This window comes from Kibdelosporangium banguiense (assembly GCF_017876405.1).
Lineage (GTDB): Bacteria > Actinomycetota > Actinomycetes > Mycobacteriales > Pseudonocardiaceae > Kibdelosporangium > Kibdelosporangium banguiense.
Genome location: NZ_JAGINW010000001.1, coordinates 2,245,163 through 2,262,787, shown reverse-complemented (window position 1 = coordinate 2,262,787; position 17,625 = coordinate 2,245,163). Strand labels below are relative to the sequence as shown.

The window sequence follows — 17,625 nt, the reverse complement described above, 5'->3', positions numbered from 1 at the left end:
AGGGATTAGCGTCAAATTCCGAGCTTGTGCAGCAGCCGTTGCTCCAGCTGGTCCAGTTCGGTCGAAACGGCTCGGTGCACGGTCTTGCGGCGGGCCGTCGGCATGCGTTCGGCGGCACGCACCGCTGAGGTCAGTTGGGCCAGAGTGTTGGCGGTCTCCTCGACGAACGCAGCGTCCTTGCCGCGCTCGCCCAGCTCGTCGAGCACCTCGGCCAGACCGGCGATCCGGGCGTGCAACGCACCACCCCGGCCGGTGAACTTCGACAGGTCCCCGACCGGAACGCCCAGCTTATGGGCCCGACGGTTGTCCTTGAGGTTGCGCAGCGTCGCAGCCGCTTTGGCGGCGAATGGCAGCAGGACCGGCGCGATGGCAGGACCGATGACCTTCGCGACCGCGACCGCGTTCTTCGCGTTGCGCGGCGTGATCCGTGGCTTGCCGGTTCGCTTGGTCGTCGCCATGGATCTCAACCTACTGGCGCTGGGCAACAGCAGCATCTCGGCTTGTCGGTGCCAACGCTTAGAGTGCTCACTGTGACGGATTCGGTGCTGCTTGATGCTGGTGTGGTCAACCGATGCCGGCGACGGGTGCACTTGGAGAACGACCCCGCGATGCGGGACGCCCCGAAAGCCGCCCCGGACCCGACCGGCCAGCAGCGCAAAGCGGACGCGACCGCTCACCGCCGCACGGTGGCCGACCGCGTGGCCACGCTGGTCGGATCGGACTGGATGGAGATCCCCGCCGAGCCTGACCTGCGCGGAGCCGACCGGGAGCAGGCCACGCTGGCCATGCTCACCGCCGGTGCCCGCTTCATCTGGGCACCCCAGCTGCCGCGCGATCCCCGTGGTGGCCGTCGCGGCTCGATCGATCTGCTGGTCAAGACCGACAAGGGCTACGTGCCCGTGCTGGTGGTCCGGCACAAGGTGACAGACCCCGGCCAGGGCGCACGGACGTCGCCGTTGGGCGAGCCGATGCCGAACGGCAGCCGCGTCGACCCGCTCCGCAAGATCCGTCCGCAGCCACGTGACCAAATGCGGCTTGCACACGCTTGGCGGATGCTGCAGGCCGCCGGTTACGCTGCGGCGGGCCGTGCGGTGGGCGGCGTGATCGGCCTGGATGCCGACGTGGTGGCGTGGCACGACTTGGAAGCGCCGACCTGGCCAGGCGGCCGGACCGCGCTCTCGGAGTACGACAACCGCTTCTCCGACCGGCTCGCAGTCGCCGCCGCGGCCGCGAACGGCGGTCAGCCGCTGGCCAGGCCGTCCCGGATTCTCGAATGCCGGAGCTGCCCGTGGTGGCCGATCTGCGAGCAGGTTCTGCTCGAGTCGCGGGACGTGAGCCTGGTGGCACGCGGCGAAGACGCGGTGACGTTGCGAGGCGTCGGCGTCCAGACGGTTGACGACCTGGCCGCAGTACCTATGAGTACCGACCTACAGCTCGTCGGTCTGCCATCGGACGACGCGATCGCGCTTGCCAAGGCGTGGCTGCGCAATCTCACGGTCGTGCGTCGCGTACCTCAGGTGGTCGTGCCGCGTGCGGACGTCGAAGTCGATGTGGACATGGAGAGCTTCGGGGATTCCGGCGCCTACATGTGGGGCGTGCTGCTGTCCGGTGCGGACGTGGGTGACCAGCCCGGCTATCGCGCCTTTGTCACGTGGGATCCGTTGCCGACCGATGACGAGGCCCGATCGTTCGCCGAGTTCTGGGAGTGGCTGACCGGAGTCCGGCTGCGCGCCCGCGCACGTGGCCTCACGTTCCGCGCCTACTGCTACAACGAGCTGGCCGAGAACCGCTGGCTGCTCGCGTCCGCCCGCCGGTTCGCCGGCAAGCCGGGCATTCCCACCGAGAAACAGGTCCAGGAGTTCATCGACTCGGACCTGTGGTTCGACCTGTTCCGCAGCGTCCAGGAGCAGTTCCTGTGCGCCCAGGGCAAGGGCCTCAAGGTCATCGCCCCGGCCGCCGGCTTCACCTACCGCGACCCCGAGGCCAGCGGCGAGAACTCCATGCGCTGGTACCGCGACGCCGTCGGCATGGACGGCAGCGAACCCCAGCTCAGCCAGCGTTCCCGCCTCTTCGAGTACAACGAGGACGACGTCCGCGCCACGATGACCCTGCGGCACTGGATGTCCTCCGCGGAGGTCAACGAGATTCCCTATGTGGGTGATCTCTAGTGATACCGAGATCGTTCACCTGGGCGCCGGCTGCTCCCGTCGAGGTCCGCGGCGCGTTCGACATGGCCGACACGCAACGACTAACGTCGACCAGCCAGTCGGCGAGGTACGTGGCGAACGAGCCACGCACCAGCAGCCGGTAGACCGGCTCGTCAGAGGTCTGCCAGAGGATCACCTGTGTACGGGCGATCGTCGTCTGCGCGCAGTGGCCAGCGTGCAATGCGCGGGGGTGCAAGTCCAGGGTGCAGCCGTGTTCGAGCAGTTCACGGCTGCGGACCTCGACAGTCGTCCGGTTCGCCGAAACGTCCACAATGGACGCGCCGGGTTCTGTCAGCAGCTCGGCCAGGCCGGTGTCGCCGTCCGGCCCGACAACGAGCCATTCGTCCGGGCCAAGCCAAAGGATGTCCCGGTCACCGGCGTCGACGACAGCGCCTGGGACGACCGGCAGCGGACCGCCGAGCCTGGCGCTGATGCGGGCGGCAGCCGCGCTGGTCGGCGAGACGCGGACGTTGACCATGGTCAGGAACGGGATTTCGGTGATGCCCAGGTACCCCGCGAGCGGGCTACGGCGTAGGAATTCAACCGTCACGACGCGCGCCTTCCTTGTCGTAGAACACCGGCTCGGTCACGGTCGCGGCGATGACACGGTCGCCCAACGGAGCCAGCAAGGTCTCGCCGATCCGGTTGCGCCCGTTCTTGATCAGCGCGAGCGCGAAGGTCCGCTCCAGCGCGGCACTCCGGTAACTTGAGGTCACGTGCCCTTCCATCGGTACCGGAGGAGTCATCGAAACCCCGTCGGACACCATCTGCGCGCCCTCGGGCAGCAACTCGGTCGGGTCGACCGGTAGCAGTCCGACGAGGTGCTTACGGTCGGGTCGAGCGGTGTCGGGCCGACGCAAGGACCGTTTGCCGACGAAGTCCTTCACCTTCGACACGATCCACGACATGCCCAGATCCTCAGGCGTGACCGTGCCGTCGGTGTCCTGGCCGACGATCGGGAATCCCTTCTCGGCTCGCAGCACGTGCATGGTCTCCGTGCCGTAGGGCGTGATGTCGTAGGGCTTTCCGGCTTCGAAGATCGCTTCCCAGGCCGCGAGCCCGTACCAGCCGGACACGTTCACCTCGTACGCCAGCTCTCCGGAGAACGAGATCCTCGCGATCCTGGCCGGAATCCCGTTCGACAGCACCGTGTCCCGGAAGGTCATGAACCCGAAGGCCTCGTTGGAGACGTCCAGGTCCGGCGCCAGAAGCCCGACCACAGCCCGGGACTGTGGTCCGACCACGGCGATCGTGGACCACTGCTCGGTGACCGACGTGAACTTCACGTCCAGCTCAGGCCACTCGGTCTGGGACCACTCCTCGAACCAGTCGAGCACGTTCGCCGCGCCACCTGTTGTCGTGGTGACGTAGTAACGATCCTCGGCGAGCCGCATGACAACGCCGTCGTCGAAGACCATGCCATCGGTCTTGCACATCAGCCCATATCGCGCCGAGCCGACCGCGAGCTTCTTGAAAGCGTTGGTGTACATGCGGTTCAGGAACTCACCAGCATCGGCACCGACAACTTCGATCTTGCCGAGCGTGCTCGCGTCCTGTATTCCCACGCCTGTCCGGGCGGTCCGGCACTCGCGCAGCACTGCGGTTTCCATGTCCTCGCCGGGCTTCGCGTAGAACCACGGCCGTTTCCAATGACCGACGTTCTCGAACTCCGCGCCAGCGGCCACATGCCACGAATGAATCGGTGTCGTGCGAACCGGATCGTGCAGGTGGCCGCGATCCCGGCCGGCCATCAACGCGAACGACACCGGCACCGCGGGCGCCCGGAAAGTCGTCGTCCCAAGCTCACCCGGAGTCGTGTCGAGGGCTGCCGCGATCACCCCCAAGGTCGGGATATTCGAAGTCCGGCCCTGGTCAGCACCGGTACCGATGGTCGTGTACCGCTTGATGTGCTCAGGCGAACGCATCCCGGCACCGACCGCACGCTGGATATCGGCCACAGTCGCGTCCCGTTGCAGGTCGACGAACTGGTTGCGCGGATCGCCAGGCACCAGCCACACCGGTTGCGCGGGCGTGACTTCCGTCGGTTCGACCTTAGGCAAAGCCGGTGCCGAAGCCGGGTAACCGACCGCGGCCGCGGCTTCGACACCCGCTTCGGACGCCTCAGCCAAGGCTGCTGCCAGGTCGAATGTCCCGTTCGCGGCACCGACGACGCGGTTCGCCTGAGCAGCCGTGTCCGGCACGAACCGTTCACCAGTCCACCGCAACGTGCCGCGCGACTGGCTGAACAGATGCACTGCCGGCTGCCAGCCACCGGACACCGCGAGCAGGTCACACTCGATCTTGCGATCCATTATGGACACCGCAGTGATCCGGCCGTCGCCCTCGGTGTCCCGGATCAGTCCGCTGATGACCTCCACACCTTCCGGCGCAAGGTCAGGCGGGTTCGGGCGACTGTCGACAACCGTCACCTCCGCACCGGCTTTGACCAGCTCCGTGACGGTGGCGTACGCACTGTCGTCGGTGGTGAAGACAACCGCTTTGCGGCCTGGCAGGACGGCATACTTGGTGATGTACTTACGCACCGCACCAGCCAGCATGATCCCCGGCCGGTCGTTGTTCTCGAACACGATCGGCTGCTCATGAGCACCCGTCGCCAGGATTACGCGCCGAGCCCGGATGTGCCACAACGTGTTCCTGTGCGCGACAAGAAGATAATTACTGTCGTAGTATCCGAACGTCACCGCACCAGCCAGGACCGTGACTTTCCCGGCAACTTCCCCCGCGACTGTGCCGGCAACCTCCTCGGCACCCGTCCTGGTGACCCGCCCAGCCTCTTCCCCACCAGCAATTCCCTCGGGGGACCCCCTAAATTCAACGTTACCGCAAGGGTCCGACAGTTCTGATGTTTCCGCTGGTGGGGGTATGGATCCGGACGTGAGGATCACGCGGGCACCCCCGGCGGCCGCAGCGATCGCGGCTGTCCGGCCTGCCGGGCCACCACCGATCACCAGGACGTCGGTGTGCGTGAACCGCTTGTCGTACCGAGGTTCGTCAGGATCAGGCGTCAGCCGGCCGACTCCGCTGAGCGTGCGCGCCACGAGACCGTCCCGCAGCGGGACCATGGTCGCGGCCAGCGAAGGCTCGGAACCGACCTGTACCAGCGCGTTCGGCTCCTCAGCACCCGCGGAGAAGATGCCACGCGGGCGCCCGCGATACAACGAAGGCGCCACCTGCAGCACACCATTGGCGATCATCGCCGACGCGAGAGTGTCGCCCTCGAAACCGGTGTACTCGGCGCCGTCCACAGTGAACGTCAACGGCCTGGTGCGGTCGATCTCACCGCCGTGCTCCAGCCTCATGACTGGAACTCGCTGGTCACGGTGTTGCGCACGGTGCTGAACCAACGGCGGCAACCCGCGGTGTGCGCCCAGCGCTCGGCGAAGTCGCCTTTGGGGTTGTCACGAAAGAACACGTACAGCGCCCATTCCTCATCGGACAGCGACTCCGGATCGGCCGGGTAATTGACAAGCGCTTGGCCGCCGTAATGGAACTCGGTCTCCTCGCGCTCGCCGCACCAGGGACAACTGATCAGCAACATCCAGCCTCTCCTCAGTGTGCGACGGCTGCGGCGCCGTGTTCGTCGATCAGGGCGCCTGTGGTGAAGCGCTCCAGCGTGAACGGTTCGTTGAGCTCATGGGGTGCACCGTGCGCGAGCGTGTGTGCGAACACCCAGCCGACACCCGGCGTCGCCTTGAACCCGCCGGTTCCCCAGCCACAGTTGACGAACAGGTTCTCCACCGGTGTCGTACCGATGATCGGCGACGCGTCCGGGGTGACGTCGACGATCCCGGCCCAGGTGCGGATCAGGTGCGCCCGCGCGAAGATCGGGAACAACTCCAGCGCCGCGGCCATCTGCTGTTCGATCACATGCACAGACCCGCGCTGCCCATAGGAGTTGTACGAGTCGATGCCCGCACCCATCACGAGCTCGCCCTTGTGCGCCTGGCTGACGTAGACGTGCACATGATTGGACATCACGACCGTCGGGTGCACGGGCTCAAGCAGCTCGGACACCAACGCCTGCAACGGATGGCTTTGCAACGGCAGCCGGATGCCGAGGCTCGACGCGAGCACGCTCGTGTGCCCGGCCGCGGCGAGCCCGATCCGGCCCGCGTTGATCGGACCCCGGTTGGTCTGCACGCCGGTGACCTGGTTGCCGTCGGTCAGGAACCCCTGGACCTCGCAGCCCTGGATGAGATCCACCCCGAACTGGTCCGCGCGACGGGCGAAGGCCCAGGCCACGAAGTCATGTTTGGCGATGCCGGCGCGGGGTTGCCACGTCCCGCCGAGCACCGGGTAACGAACATCCTGGGAGACGTTGACGATCGGACAGACCTTGGCGACCTCTTCGGGTGACAGCCATTCGCCGTCGATCCCGTTGAGCCGGTTGGCGTTGACGCGACGCGTGCCTTCGCGGATGTCCTGCAGCGTGTGCGCCAGGTTGAGCACACCACGCTGGCTGAACAGGAAGTCGTAATCCAGTTCGTCCTTGAGGCCTTCCCACAGTTTCAGGGAGTGCTCGTAGATGCCGGCGCTCTCGTCCCAGAGGTAGTTCGAGCGGATGATCGTGGTGTTGCGGGCCATGTTCCCGCCGGCCAGCCAGCCTTTCTCCAGCACCGCCACATTGGTGATGCCATGGTTTTTGGCCAGGTAGTACGCCGTGGCCAAGCCGTGGCCACCGGCGCCGACAATGATCACGTCGTACGACTTCTTCGGCTCCGGAGTGCGCCAGAGCCAGTCCGGGTGCTCCATCCGCTATCCCCTCAACCGCGTCATCTTGGGGTCGAACAACGGCTCCTGCGCGACCGTGGCCGGCAGCCGCCGGTCGAAGTATCCGATGTGGACAGTCTGGCCCGGATTGGCCAGCTCGGCGGGCAGCCAGGCGTAGGCGATACCTTTACCGATCGTGTGGCCGTACGCGGCGCTGGTCACGTAGCCGACGCAGTTTTCACCGTCGTAGACAGGCTCTTTGCCCATCACAGTGTCGTCCAGCGTCAGGCAGGTGAGTTTCCGCTTGGGCTCATCCGGCTTCAGCGCGCTCTTGCCGACGAACTCGTCCTTGGCGAGTTTCACCGCGAAGCCCAGACCGGCCTCGAAGGGATCATGCTCGTAGGTCATGTCGGTGCCGAACGAGCGATAGCCCTTCTCCAGGCGCAGGCTGTTGAACGCGGCCCGGCCGCCGGCGATGACGCCGTGGTCCTGACCGGCCTCCCACAGCGTGTCCCACAACTTCAGGCCCATGTCAGCGGTCGTGTACAGCTCCCAGCCGAGCTCGCCCACATAGGACAGTCGCAGTGCGGTGACCGGGACGTTGCCGATATAACCCTGCGCGCCACGGAAGTACTTCAACGCGGTCAGGTCGATCTTGGTCAACGGCTGAACCAGACCCCGCGCCTTCGGACCCCACACCCCGATGCAGCACGTACTTGCGGTGATGTCGCGAACCATGACGTCCTCAGGCAGGTGCCGGGTGAACCAGTCCACGTCGAGGTTTCCGTTGGCACCCACTTGGAACTGGTCTTTCGCCAGCCGCGCGACAGTCACGTCGCTGCGGATGCCGCCGTCGATGTCGAGCAACAGACAGTACGTGACGGAACCGACGGACTTGTCCACGTCGCCGGTGGTCATACGCTGCAGGAACTCCGCCGCGCCACGACCTTCGACCATCAGTCGCTTCAACGCTGTCATGTCGTAGAGCGCGACGCGCTCACGCGTGATCTGCGCTTCGACAGCAGCGATAGGGGACCAGTATTGCGCTGCCCAGTCGTTGGGCTGGTGGATCTCGCGGTCCTCGATGAGATCGACGTTCAGCTCGTACCACTGTGGCCGTTCCCAGCCGTTGGCCTCGAGGAAGTACGCGCCAAGTTCCTTCTGACGCTGGTAGAACGGACTGGTCCGCAGCGGCCGCGGGTCCTCCATCGGCTGCAACGGGTGCTTGATGTCGTAGACCTCGACGAAGTTCTGGCAGCCACGGGCTTTGACGTAGTCCGGCGCCAAGTGGTGCTGCTCGAACCGGTTCACATCGCATTCGTGCAGGTCATAGGACGAGCAGTAGCCGTCGACAAGCCACTCGGCCATCGCGTGCGCGACGCCTGCCGAATGCGTGACCCAGACAGCCTCAGCGACCCAGAACCCGTGCACAGTCGGCGATTCACCCAGCAACGGCATGTCGTCGACGGTGAACGAGAACAGGCCGTTGATGCCTTCCTCGATCTTCGCGTCCCTGGTCGACGGGAGGAGTCGTTGTGTTTCCTGCCAGGCCTCGGCGAAATCCTCCTCGGTGAAGGCCTGCACCGACGGCATGACCTCGGCCTTGTCGACGCTGAGAATGTCGTTCACATCGACAGGCATCGGGCGGTGGCCGTAATAGCCGATGCCGATCGTGTCGTGCCGATCGCGGTAGTAGAGGTCCGCGTCCTGATGGCGCAGGATCGGCCGGACCGCCTCGGCCCGCTGCCCGGCGATCGCCGGCACCTGACCGGTCCACGCGAGCTGGTGCGCGAGCGGGACCAGCGGCAACGTCATACCGACCAGCCCAGCGACCTTCGGACCCCAGATACCCGCGCAGCAAACCACGATGTCCGCAGGCAGCTCGCCCTGATCGGTGACAACACCGGTGACGCGGTCGCCTTCGGTCTTGACGTCCAGCACCTCATGCCGCTCAAGCAACCGGACACCGCGCGCCTCAGCCCGCTTGAGCTGCACTTCAACGGCCTTCACGGCCTTGGCGAGACCATCAGTCGGCACGTGCAGACCGCCGAGCACAGTGCCCTCACCAAGCAACGGATACAGCTTATGCGCCTGTTGAGCATCGAGCACAGTGCCCTCAACGCCCCAGGACGTCAGCCAGCCGTGCCGCCGGTACAGCTCCTGATGACGCTCCGGCGTCGTCGCCACCTCCAGCCCACCGACCTGCAGAAAACAGTCCAGCGCGACGAGCTTCTCAACCGTGTAGCGGGCCAGCTCAGTCATGGTCTTCGACGAATTGGCCTGAAACACCAGGCCAGGCGCATGCGACGACGAACCGCCCGGCGTCGGCAATGGGCCTTGGTCAACGACGGTGATGTCGTCCCAGCCCCGCGTGGACAGCTCATCCGCAAGGGCGGCGCCGACCACCCCCGCTCCGATGATCACGACCCTCGGTCCGGCCAACTCCGCCTCCCGTATGCACTATCCGCAACACCGTGCAGCTTACGCAACAAGCGTCGCGCGACGCCGCAGCCCTGTCAAGCACAAACTCCGCCTCATCCGTGTCATATTCGACGAGGCAACAGGACGATCATTGGTGCTGCGATTGTTCAAAGATCACGCCTTCATCCCTCTCGGATGAGAGCCCAGAGCGCCGCCGGCGCGGTGCTCTCGCTATGGGTGGGGTTTCGTTCGGGGGTGCGCTCGCCGCTGTTCGCGATGCCCTAAGGACGAGGACACACTCTTGTGGAGCTCAGTAACCGGGCCGAGGCTGCGTTCGCAGGCGCCAACCCGGCCCGCCAGATCCTCAATCTCGCAACCAAGCAGAGCACCAACCGGTCCCGCGTCCCGCTCGGGGGTGCTAACCGGGGGCGACCCCTTCATCCCCGGTAACGGCCTCTCGCCCGGGCCACGCCCTGCCACGTCGAACCTCAACCGAATTAGCCCGAAACCCTTCCCCCACAAAAGAAAATGCCCCCACCCATCCCGGGGGGCATCCCTGCTCCAGTCTACCGGGAGAGCGAGATCGACAAGGGTTTTGGGCGTCGCCTGTGGACAGGTGCGGGGCTGTGGACAACCTGCCATTGTGGATCTTGGGAGAACCGGTTCTGTCGGTAGGGAGCGATAGGCTGGATCTGGGGGCCGGAGGCCAGAGAAAACCTGGAGTGGGCGCTGGTCGCGGAGGGATTCCGCGAACCAGCGCCCTACTTTGATCAGGTGCTGGACGGTAGCCAGGCCTTGACTTTGTCCTGGTTGGCGTCGACCCACTTCTTGGCGGCCGCGTCCGGGCTCATTTTGTCCACGGCTATCCAGCGGGCGACGTTGTTCTGGTCGTCGTTGGTCCACTTGAAGTTCTTGACCAGCTGGTAGGCGGGGCCATTGGCGTCGGCGAACTTCTTGCTGACGATTTTGTCCAGGTCGTAGTCGGGGTAGTCGCAGGCGATCTTCTCCGGCACCGCGTCGCAGCCCGGCGTGTAGGTGGGCAGCTTCACCTTCTCCAGCTTCACCTCGGAGAACAGCCACTGCGGCGAGTAGAAGTAGCCGATCAAGGGCGTCTTGCGCTCTTCGGCCTGCTTGAAGGCCTGGATCAGCGCGGTCTCACTGCCGCCGTACACCACCTTGAAGTTCAGCCCGAGGTTCTTCACCAGCGCTTCGTCGTTGGTCACGAACGACGGGTCGCCGTCGAGCAACTGGCCCTGCCCGCCGGACTCGGACGTCTTGAACAGGTCCGCGTTCTTGTTCAGGTTGTTCCAGTCGAGCAGCTCGGGCTTCTGTTTGGCCAGCCACGGCGGGATGTACCAGCCGATCTGGCCTTTCACCCCGGTCGACCCGGCCGAGACACCGATCTTCTGTTCGTCGATGTACTTCTTGCGCAGGTCGTCGTGGCCCCAGTTCTCGACCACGGCGTCGACTTCGCCGGTGCCGAAGCCCTGCCACGCGACCTCTTCTTTCAGGTCCTTCTTCGTGACGCGGCAACCGAGGTTCTTCTCCGCCACGTATGCCAGCACCGCGGCGTTCGCCTCGTAGCCCACCCACGGGTTGATGGCGAGTTTGAAGTCGCCGCACGCCGCGGTCGAACCGCCGCCGCCACTGGGGCTTTCGCCGACCTTCGCGCCACTGCATCCGGCCAGTGCCAGGGCCGCGACGAGGGCTATTCCTAGCGTCCTCTTCACCGTGAACCTCCTCTTTGCGTCCGGTTGGCCGCCGCCTGTGTCAGACGGTCGAGCATGACCCCGAGCAATACGATCGCGACGCCGGCCGCGAGCCCCTTTCCGTAAAGCTGTCCTTGTGAGAATCCCGCGACGACGTCGTAGCCGAGCGCCCCCGCACCGACCAGGCCGCCGACCACGACCATCGAGAGCACGTAGATCAATCCCTGGTTGGTGGCCAGTGTCAACGCCCGCACCGACATCGGCAGTTGCACCTTGGTGATCGTCTGCCAGTTGCTCGATCCGGATGCCACTGCTGCCTCCACTGTGGTCGCCGATACGCCGCGAACCCCGTCAGCGACGATCTTTGTCGCGACCGGAGCCGCGTACACGACTGCGGCCGCGATAGCGGTGAACCGGCTGGCCGCGAACAGCGCCAGGAACGGCACCAGGTACACGAATGCCGGCATGGTCTGGGCCGCGTCGAGCACTGGGCGGATCACCTGGTCCGCGCGCTGCGACCGGCCCATCCACACGCCGACGACCACACCGATGATCATTGTGAGCACTGTGGCCACGAGCGTGGCAGCCAACGTCGTCATGCCGTCGGACCACAAACCGGTCGCGACAAGCAATCCGAGACACACTGCGGACACGATCGCGGCGCGCACGCTACCGATCACCACGGAGATCGCCACGACCACGGCCGAGACGAGCCACCACGGCGAGTCGACCAGCAACGCCTGCAACGGATCGATGAGTCCCGCGGTGAAGACGTCCTTGATGCCGTTGGTGACCGGCGCGAAGTTCGTCTGCACCCAGTTGGTCACGTCACTGGCCCACAAGGCGATCGTGCTGCCGATGTCCATCTGCGAGTCGAACTCCGCGGCCCACAGATACGTGTAGGACAACCAGATCGCGAAGAGCGTCACCGCGCCAGTGACGAGCAAAACTATCCGATTTGGACGTTCCCGCCGCTCGCGTGCGGCCGCCGATGTGGTCACCCGGTCGAGCACGATCGCCATTACCACGATCGCCAGGCCGGCGTTGAAGGCCGTGCCCACGTCCAGTGTCTGCAACGCTTTGACGACCGTCTTGCCGAGTCCGGGCGCGTCGATCAGGGCCGCGATGGTGACCATCGCCAGCGCCGCCATGATCGTCTGGTTCACGCCGAGCACGATCGTCCGTTTGGCCGCGGGCAGCAGAACCTTTGTCAGCGTCTGGGTTTTTGTCGAACCCAGCGACTCGCTCGCCTCGACCGTGTCGTGTGGCGCCGATCTGATGCCGTGCGCGGTCAGCCGGATCACCGGCGGTGCCGCGTAGATCAACGTCGCGATGGTCGCCGACGCCGGCCCGATCAGGAAGATCAGCGTCAGCGGTGCCAGGTACACGAACGACGGCATGATCTGCATGAAGTCCAGGACCGGCGTGATGATCCGGTTGAACCGGTCGGATACTCCCGCCCAGATGCCCAGCGGGATGCCGATCACCAGCGAGATGATCACCGCGCCCAGCGTCAGCGCGAGCGTGTCCATGCTCTCGCGCCACAGTCCCTGCAGGCCGAGAAAGAAGAATCCCGCCGCGGCGAACAGCGCCACCCGGATGTTGGCGACCGCGTAGGAGATCCATCCCATCAGCGCGACCACGCCGAGCCAGCCGATCAGCGGCAGCGGCCGGCCGAACGAGGGCTGCGCGAACAGTGACTGCAGGAAGATCACGAAGTCGTCGATGAACAGCCGGATGTAGTTGAAGAAGTACAGGAAGACCGGGTTGGAGTTGCGGTTCGCGCCGATCGAGTCGTTGAGATCGTTGAGCCAGTGGTGCAGCGAGGTCAGCTGCGCCGGCCCGAGCGAGAGCGTGCCGGTGCCGCGCAGGAAGACGAACAGCACCAGCCAGCCCGCCAGGATGCCCGCGACGATCCGGCCGCGGTTGCTTACCAGCGGATTCACCTTCGGTCCGCTGATGCGCACGGTTGACCTGGATGTCGCGACCATCAGGAGTCGTCTCCTCCCGCGATGACCGACAGGATCTCCTCGTCGCCGACGATCCCGAGCAGTTCACCGTCCTTGACGACCTTGACCGGTTTCTCGGCTGCCAGCACGCTGCGTGTCGCCTCCCGCACGACCACGTCCGGCCCCAGCTCGGGGCCGTCGAGCTGATCGTCGTCCCGGGGCGGACGCATGATCCACTTCAGCGTCAGCACGTGTGAACGCGGCACATCACGCACGAAATCGCGCACATAGTCGTCGGCAGGCGCGGCGACCAGTTCGTCCCCGGTCCCGACCTGGACCAGGGCGCCATCTCGCATGATCAGGATCCGGTCGCCGAGCTTGAGTGCCTCGGACAGGTCGTGGGTGATGAACACCATCGTCTTGCCGACCTCACGGTGCAGCCGGATCACCTCGCTCTGCATGTCCCGCCGGATCAGCGGGTCGAGCGCGGAGAACGGCTCGTCGAACAGCAGCACGTCCGGGTCGCCGGCCAGCGCACGCGCCAGCCCGACACGCTGCTGCATGCCGCCGGACAGCTGGTCGGGGTACGACATCTCGTACCCGCCGAGGCCGACGAGATCGATGACCTCCCCGGCCCGCTTGTTGCGTTCGGCCTTGCCGACGCCGCGGATCTCCAGGCCGTAGGCGACGTTGTCCACCACACACCGGTGTGGCAGCAGTCCGAAGTGCTGGAACACCATGGAGAACTTGCGCCTGCGGAGGTCCCTGAGCCGTTTCGGGTCGGCCGCCAGGATGTCCTCGCCCTCGAAGACCACCTCGCCCGCGGTGGGTTCGATCAGCCGGGTCAGCAGGCGCACCAGGGTCGACTTGCCCGACCCGGACAGGCCCATCACCACGAAGACCTCGCCGGGGGCGACGTCGAAGCCGATGTTGCGCACGGCGGCTGTGCAGCCGGTGCGGTCGAGCAGTTCGCGCCGGGACAGCGCACCCAGCTCAGTGGAGCCGGGGACCCGCGCGGCCTTGGGTCCGAACACCTTCCAGAGGTTCCGGACGGAGATGACCGGTTGTTGCGTATCGTGCACCTGAGTTCCGTGCATGGAACACAATCTGTCCACCGGCCGCTCTGAGTCAAGATGTGGCCGTGTTTCAAATGGGTTTAACTAGTGGCCATGCCATCCCAGCCGGCGGGACACCTCACTCGCGGCGGCCACCACCTGGGCAGCCACATCGGGCACCCGATCAGGGGTGATGCGGAAGCCGGGACCAGAAGCACTGATCGATCCAACCACGACTCCGTCGGCTCCGCTGATCGGCGCGGCGACGGCCGTGAGCCCGACTTCGAGCTCGTCGACAGCTAGCGCGTAGCCCTTGCGATGGACCTCTTCGACCTGGGCACGCAGCCTGAACTGCTCGGTGATGGTCTTGTCGGTGAAGCGCTTCAGAACACCGGTCGTCAGCTCGTCGAACCGAGCGCCTGACACGCTCGACAGCAGGACCTTGCCGTTGGACGTGGCGTGCAGCGGGATCCGCTGGCCGACCCAGTTGTGCAGCTGCAACGCGGCCGAACCGGCGACCTGGTCGACGTACAGCGCCTCATGGCCGGACAAGATCGTGATGTTCACGGTCTCGCCGACCACCTCGGCCAGCCGCTGCGACACAGGTCTGGCGCGCTGCACCAGATCGAGCTTCGCCGTGGTCGCACCGGCCAGTTGCAACACGCCGACACCGAGCCGGTATTTGCCGCGCTCGGTGTGCTGCTCCACGAGATCATGCAGCTCAAGCGTGGTGACGAACCGGAACGCAGTGGACTTGTGCACCTTCAGCTTCGCGGCGATCTCGGTAACACCGAGCTCTCCGTGCCGGGCGAGCAGTCTCAGTACCGTCAAAGCCCGGTCGACGGACTGGATCGTGCTCTCAGACATGGCGGTAGAAGCCCGTCTCCGCAGGTGGCAGCGGGGTGTTGCCCAGGATGAGATCGGCTGCCTTCTCCGCGACCATCATCACCGGCGCGTAGATGTTGCCGTTCGTCACGTACGGCATCACCGACGCGTCCACGACGCGAAGCCCTTCGACGCCGTGCACTCGCATGGTTGCCGGGTCCACAACCGACATGTCGTCGATGCCCATTTTCGCCGTGCACGACGGGTGGTACGCGGTCTCGGCGTCCTTGGCGACCCACTCGAGGATCTCCTCGTCGGTGGCCACCTCCGGTCCTGGCGAGAGCTCGCCGTCGTTGAACTCGTCGAACGCGGGCTGTTTGAGGATGTCGCGGGCGACCCGGATCGCCTCGACCCATTCGCGGCGGTCCTGGTCGGTCGAGAGGTAGTTGAACCGCAGTGCCGGGTGTTCCCGCGGGTCCTTCGACTTGATCTTCACCGAGCCGCGGGCGTCGGAGTACATCGGCCCGATGTGCACCTGATACCCATGTCCCGCAGTGGGTTGCGAGCCGTCGTAGCGCACCGCGATCGGCAGGAAGTGGAACATCAGGTTCGGGTAGGTGACGTCCTCGTTGCTCCTGGCGAACCCGCCACCCTCGAAGTGGTTGGTCGCGGCCGGGCCCTTGCGGGCCAGCAACCACTTCAGGCCGATCAGCGGACGGTTGCGCCACTTCAGCGCGGGATTGAGCGAGACCGGTTTCTTCGACGCGTGCTGCACGTAGACCTCGAGGTGATCCTGCAGGTTCTCACCGACACCGGGCAGGTCGTTGACCACGTCGATGCCCAGGGCCTGCAGTTCGGACGCGTTGCCGATGCCAGACAGCTGCAGCAGTTGTGGCGTGTTGATCGCGCCGCCGGACAGGATGATCTCCTTGCCGCGTACGGCTCGCGTCTTGCCGAACCGCCGGATCTCCACGCCGACCGCGCGTTTTCCTTCGAACAGGACCTTGTTGACGTGCGTGAAGCACTTGACCGTCAGGTTCGGACGGCCCTTGACCGGGTGCAGATAGGCGCGCGCAGCGGAAAGGCGCCGTCCTTTGTGGATGTTGCGGTCGAACTTGGCGAAGCCCTCCTGCTGGAAACCGTTGACATCCTTGGTAAGCGGGTAACCCGCCTGCTGCACGGCCTCGAAGAACGCGCCGAACAGGGGATTGGTCGCCGGGCCGCGCTCGAGCACCAACGGGCCGTCATCTCCGCGCCAGGCGTCCCCGCCGGCCAGGCAGTTCTCCATCTTTTTGAAGTACGGCAGGCAATGCGCGTAGTCCCAGTCCTTCATGCCCGGGCCGGCGGCCCAGCGCTCCAGGTCGAGCGGATTGCCGCGCTGGAAGATCATTCCGTTGATGCTGCTCGACCCGCCGAGGACCTTGCCGCGGCCGTGCGACACGCGGCGGCCGCCCATGAACGGCTCCGGCTCGGAGTGGTACTTCCAGTCGTAGAACCGGTTGCCGATGACCATGGTCAGCGCGGCGGGCATGTGGATGAAGATGTCCCAGATCCAGTCCGGCCGGCCCGCCTCCAGGAGAAGGACCTGGTTGGAAGGGTCCGCCGACAGCCGGTTGGCCAGCGCGCAGCCGGCCGATCCGCCACCGACGATGATGTAGTCGTAACTCATCGCACCCTCCTAAGTTGCGTATTACTCAACTCTCTTCGTAATGCGAACCATAAGCAGGCTAGTCGGGCTTGACTCGGACGCCAACCGGTTCGACACTGTTGCGAACTACGTCTCATGTCTCGTGTTGCGCAACAGGAGGTCGCTGTGGGCGACGAGTTCGTGCTGACCCTCACCTGCCCCGAACAGCTCGGCATCGTGCACGCGGTCTCCGGGTTCCTCGTGGACCACGGCTGCGACATCGTCGACAACCGTCAGTTCGACTCAGAACGGTTCTACATGCGTGTGCACTTCGCCGCTCGCCGAGAACAGGTCACAGTCGACACGCTCCGCGAGTCGTTCGCACGCACAGCCACGGTCTACGGCATGGAATGGCAGCTCCACGCCGTGGACAACCGTCCCCGCGTACTGATCATGGTCTCCAGATTCGGCCACTGCCTCAACGACCTGCTCTACCGCTGGCAGACTGGCCAACTCAAGATCGACATCCCGCTGATCGTCTCGAACCACCGGGACTTCGAACCGCTGGCCCAGTCCTACCGCATCCCGTTCGAACACATCCCAGTCAGCCGCGAGACAAAATCGGCCGCCGAAGCCCAGCTCCTGGACCTGATCGACCGTCACAACATCGAACTGACCGTCCTGGCCCGCTACATGCAAGTCCTCTCGGATTCCCTCTGCCAGAAACTGGAAGGAAGGGTAATCAACATCCACCACTCGTTCCTGCCCAGCTTCAAAGGCGCCAAGCCATACCATCAAGCCTTCGAACGAGGAGTGAAAGTAGTCGGCGCAACCGCCCACTACGTAACCCCAGACCTCGATGAAGGCCCAATAATCGAACAAGAGGTAATCCGGGTAGACCACACCCACGACGCCGAACAACTAGCCGTAATCGGCCGCGACGCCGAATGCCTGGCCCTGTCCCGAGCACTTCAATGGCACGTCGAACGCCGAGTCCTCCTCAACGGAACCCGAACCGTCGTCTTCAAATAACTGTTCCCAGGCGAAGAAGTCCTGCACGCCGCGACAATTCACCCCTGTCGCCCTCGAAACGGAACAGCC

13 protein-coding genes are annotated in these 17,625 nt (G+C 65.4%); 2 read left to right on the top strand and 11 right to left on the bottom strand.

Annotation, left to right across the window (positions count from 1 at the left end; translation table 11 throughout):
* Positions 1 to 11 precede the first annotated feature (11 nt).
* The gene (locus JOF56_RS10800; RefSeq protein WP_372447857.1) at positions 12 to 494 is read right to left on the bottom strand and encodes a DUF6474 family protein; all 483 of its coding nucleotides are present in this window, start codon (positions 492 to 494) and stop codon (positions 12 to 14) included.
* Positions 495 to 530: 36 nt separating this feature from the next.
* On the opposite strand from JOF56_RS10800, the gene JOF56_RS10795 reads away from it, so the two are divergent.
* Complete coding sequence (locus JOF56_RS10795; protein WP_209636866.1) at positions 531 to 2,168, top strand: TM0106 family RecB-like putative nuclease; 1,638 nt, start codon at positions 531 to 533, stop codon at positions 2,166 to 2,168.
* On the opposite strand, the gene JOF56_RS10790 is transcribed toward JOF56_RS10795, so the two are convergent.
* The 10 genes from JOF56_RS10790 to betA all read right to left on the bottom strand — a co-directional run bounded on the left by JOF56_RS10790 (position 2,137) and on the right by betA (position 16,566).
* A complete protein-coding gene (locus tag JOF56_RS10790; protein WP_307855029.1) occupies positions 2,137 to 2,757 on the bottom strand; it encodes a sarcosine oxidase subunit gamma in 621 nt (206 codons plus the stop codon). The genes JOF56_RS10795 and JOF56_RS10790 overlap by 32 nt on opposite strands.
* Positions 2,747 to 5,527, bottom strand: coding sequence for a 2Fe-2S iron-sulfur cluster-binding protein (locus JOF56_RS10785; protein ID WP_209636864.1), 2,781 nt, complete (start codon positions 5,525 to 5,527; stop codon positions 2,747 to 2,749). The genes JOF56_RS10790 and JOF56_RS10785 overlap by 11 nt, the downstream gene beginning before the upstream one ends.
* Positions 5,524 to 5,766 carry a sarcosine oxidase subunit delta gene (locus JOF56_RS10780; protein WP_209636862.1) on the bottom strand — a complete coding sequence of 81 codons (243 nt, stop codon included), beginning with the start codon at positions 5,764 to 5,766 and terminating at the stop codon, positions 5,524 to 5,526. Before JOF56_RS10780 ends, JOF56_RS10785 begins: the two co-directional genes overlap by 4 nt.
* Before the next feature lie 11 nt (positions 5,767 to 5,777).
* On the bottom strand, positions 5,778 to 6,980 hold the full coding sequence (locus tag JOF56_RS10775) for a sarcosine oxidase subunit beta family protein (protein WP_209636860.1): 1,203 nt from the start codon (positions 6,978 to 6,980) through the stop codon (positions 5,778 to 5,780).
* Positions 6,981 to 6,983: 3 nt separating this feature from the next.
* Entirely contained in the window at positions 6,984 to 9,380 is a 2,397-nt protein-coding gene (locus tag JOF56_RS10770) for a GcvT family protein (RefSeq protein WP_209636858.1), read from the bottom strand.
* A gap of 749 nt (positions 9,381 to 10,129) precedes the next feature.
* Positions 10,130 to 11,089, bottom strand: coding sequence for an ABC transporter substrate-binding protein (locus tag JOF56_RS10765; protein ID WP_209636856.1), 960 nt, complete (start codon positions 11,087 to 11,089; stop codon positions 10,130 to 10,132).
* Positions 11,086 to 13,059 carry an ABC transporter permease gene (locus JOF56_RS10760; protein WP_209636854.1) on the bottom strand — a complete coding sequence of 658 codons (1,974 nt, stop codon included), beginning with the start codon at positions 13,057 to 13,059 and terminating at the stop codon, positions 11,086 to 11,088. Before JOF56_RS10760 ends, JOF56_RS10765 begins: the two co-directional genes overlap by 4 nt.
* Positions 13,059 to 14,114: a quaternary amine ABC transporter ATP-binding protein gene (locus JOF56_RS10755; RefSeq protein ID WP_245378231.1), complete on the bottom strand. Its 1,056-nt coding sequence runs from the start codon at positions 14,112 to 14,114 to the stop codon at positions 13,059 to 13,061. Before JOF56_RS10755 ends, JOF56_RS10760 begins: the two co-directional genes overlap by 1 nt.
* 63 nt (positions 14,115 to 14,177) lie before the next feature.
* Positions 14,178 to 14,939, bottom strand: a complete 762-nt coding sequence (locus tag JOF56_RS10750; protein WP_209636852.1) for an IclR family transcriptional regulator — start codon at positions 14,937 to 14,939, stop codon at positions 14,178 to 14,180.
* The gene (gene betA, locus JOF56_RS10745; RefSeq protein ID WP_209636849.1) at positions 14,932 to 16,566 is read right to left on the bottom strand and encodes a choline dehydrogenase; all 1,635 of its coding nucleotides are present in this window, start codon (positions 16,564 to 16,566) and stop codon (positions 14,932 to 14,934) included. The genes JOF56_RS10750 and betA overlap by 8 nt, the downstream gene beginning before the upstream one ends.
* 144 nt (positions 16,567 to 16,710) lie before the next feature.
* Here betA and purU point away from each other — a divergent pair, with 144 nt between their 5' ends.
* Positions 16,711 to 17,556 carry a formyltetrahydrofolate deformylase gene (gene purU, locus JOF56_RS10740; protein ID WP_307855028.1) on the top strand — a complete coding sequence of 282 codons (846 nt, stop codon included), beginning with the start codon at positions 16,711 to 16,713 and terminating at the stop codon, positions 17,554 to 17,556.
* Positions 17,557 to 17,625 lie beyond the last annotated feature (69 nt).

Coding starts and splice junctions, on each gene's coding strand:
- JOF56_RS10800 (WP_372447857.1), bottom strand. CDS start 494: ATGCTGCTGTTGCCCAGCGCCAGTAGGTTGAGATCCATGGCGACGACC.
- JOF56_RS10785 (WP_209636864.1), bottom strand. CDS start 5,527: ATGAGGCTGGAGCACGGCGGTGAGATCGACCGCACCAGGCCGTTGACG.
- JOF56_RS10780 (WP_209636862.1), bottom strand. CDS start 5,766: ATGTTGCTGATCAGTTGTCCCTGGTGCGGCGAGCGCGAGGAGACCGAG.
- JOF56_RS10775 (WP_209636860.1), bottom strand. CDS start 6,980: ATGGAGCACCCGGACTGGCTCTGGCGCACTCCGGAGCCGAAGAAGTCG.
- JOF56_RS10760 (WP_209636854.1), bottom strand. CDS start 13,059: ATGGTCGCGACATCCAGGTCAACCGTGCGCATCAGCGGACCGAAGGTG.
- JOF56_RS10755 (WP_245378231.1), bottom strand. CDS start 14,114: ATGCACGGAACTCAGGTGCACGATACGCAACAACCGGTCATCTCCGTC.
- JOF56_RS10750 (WP_209636852.1), bottom strand. CDS start 14,939: ATGTCTGAGAGCACGATCCAGTCCGTCGACCGGGCTTTGACGGTACTG.
- betA (WP_209636849.1), bottom strand. CDS start 16,566: ATGAGTTACGACTACATCATCGTCGGTGGCGGATCGGCCGGCTGCGCG.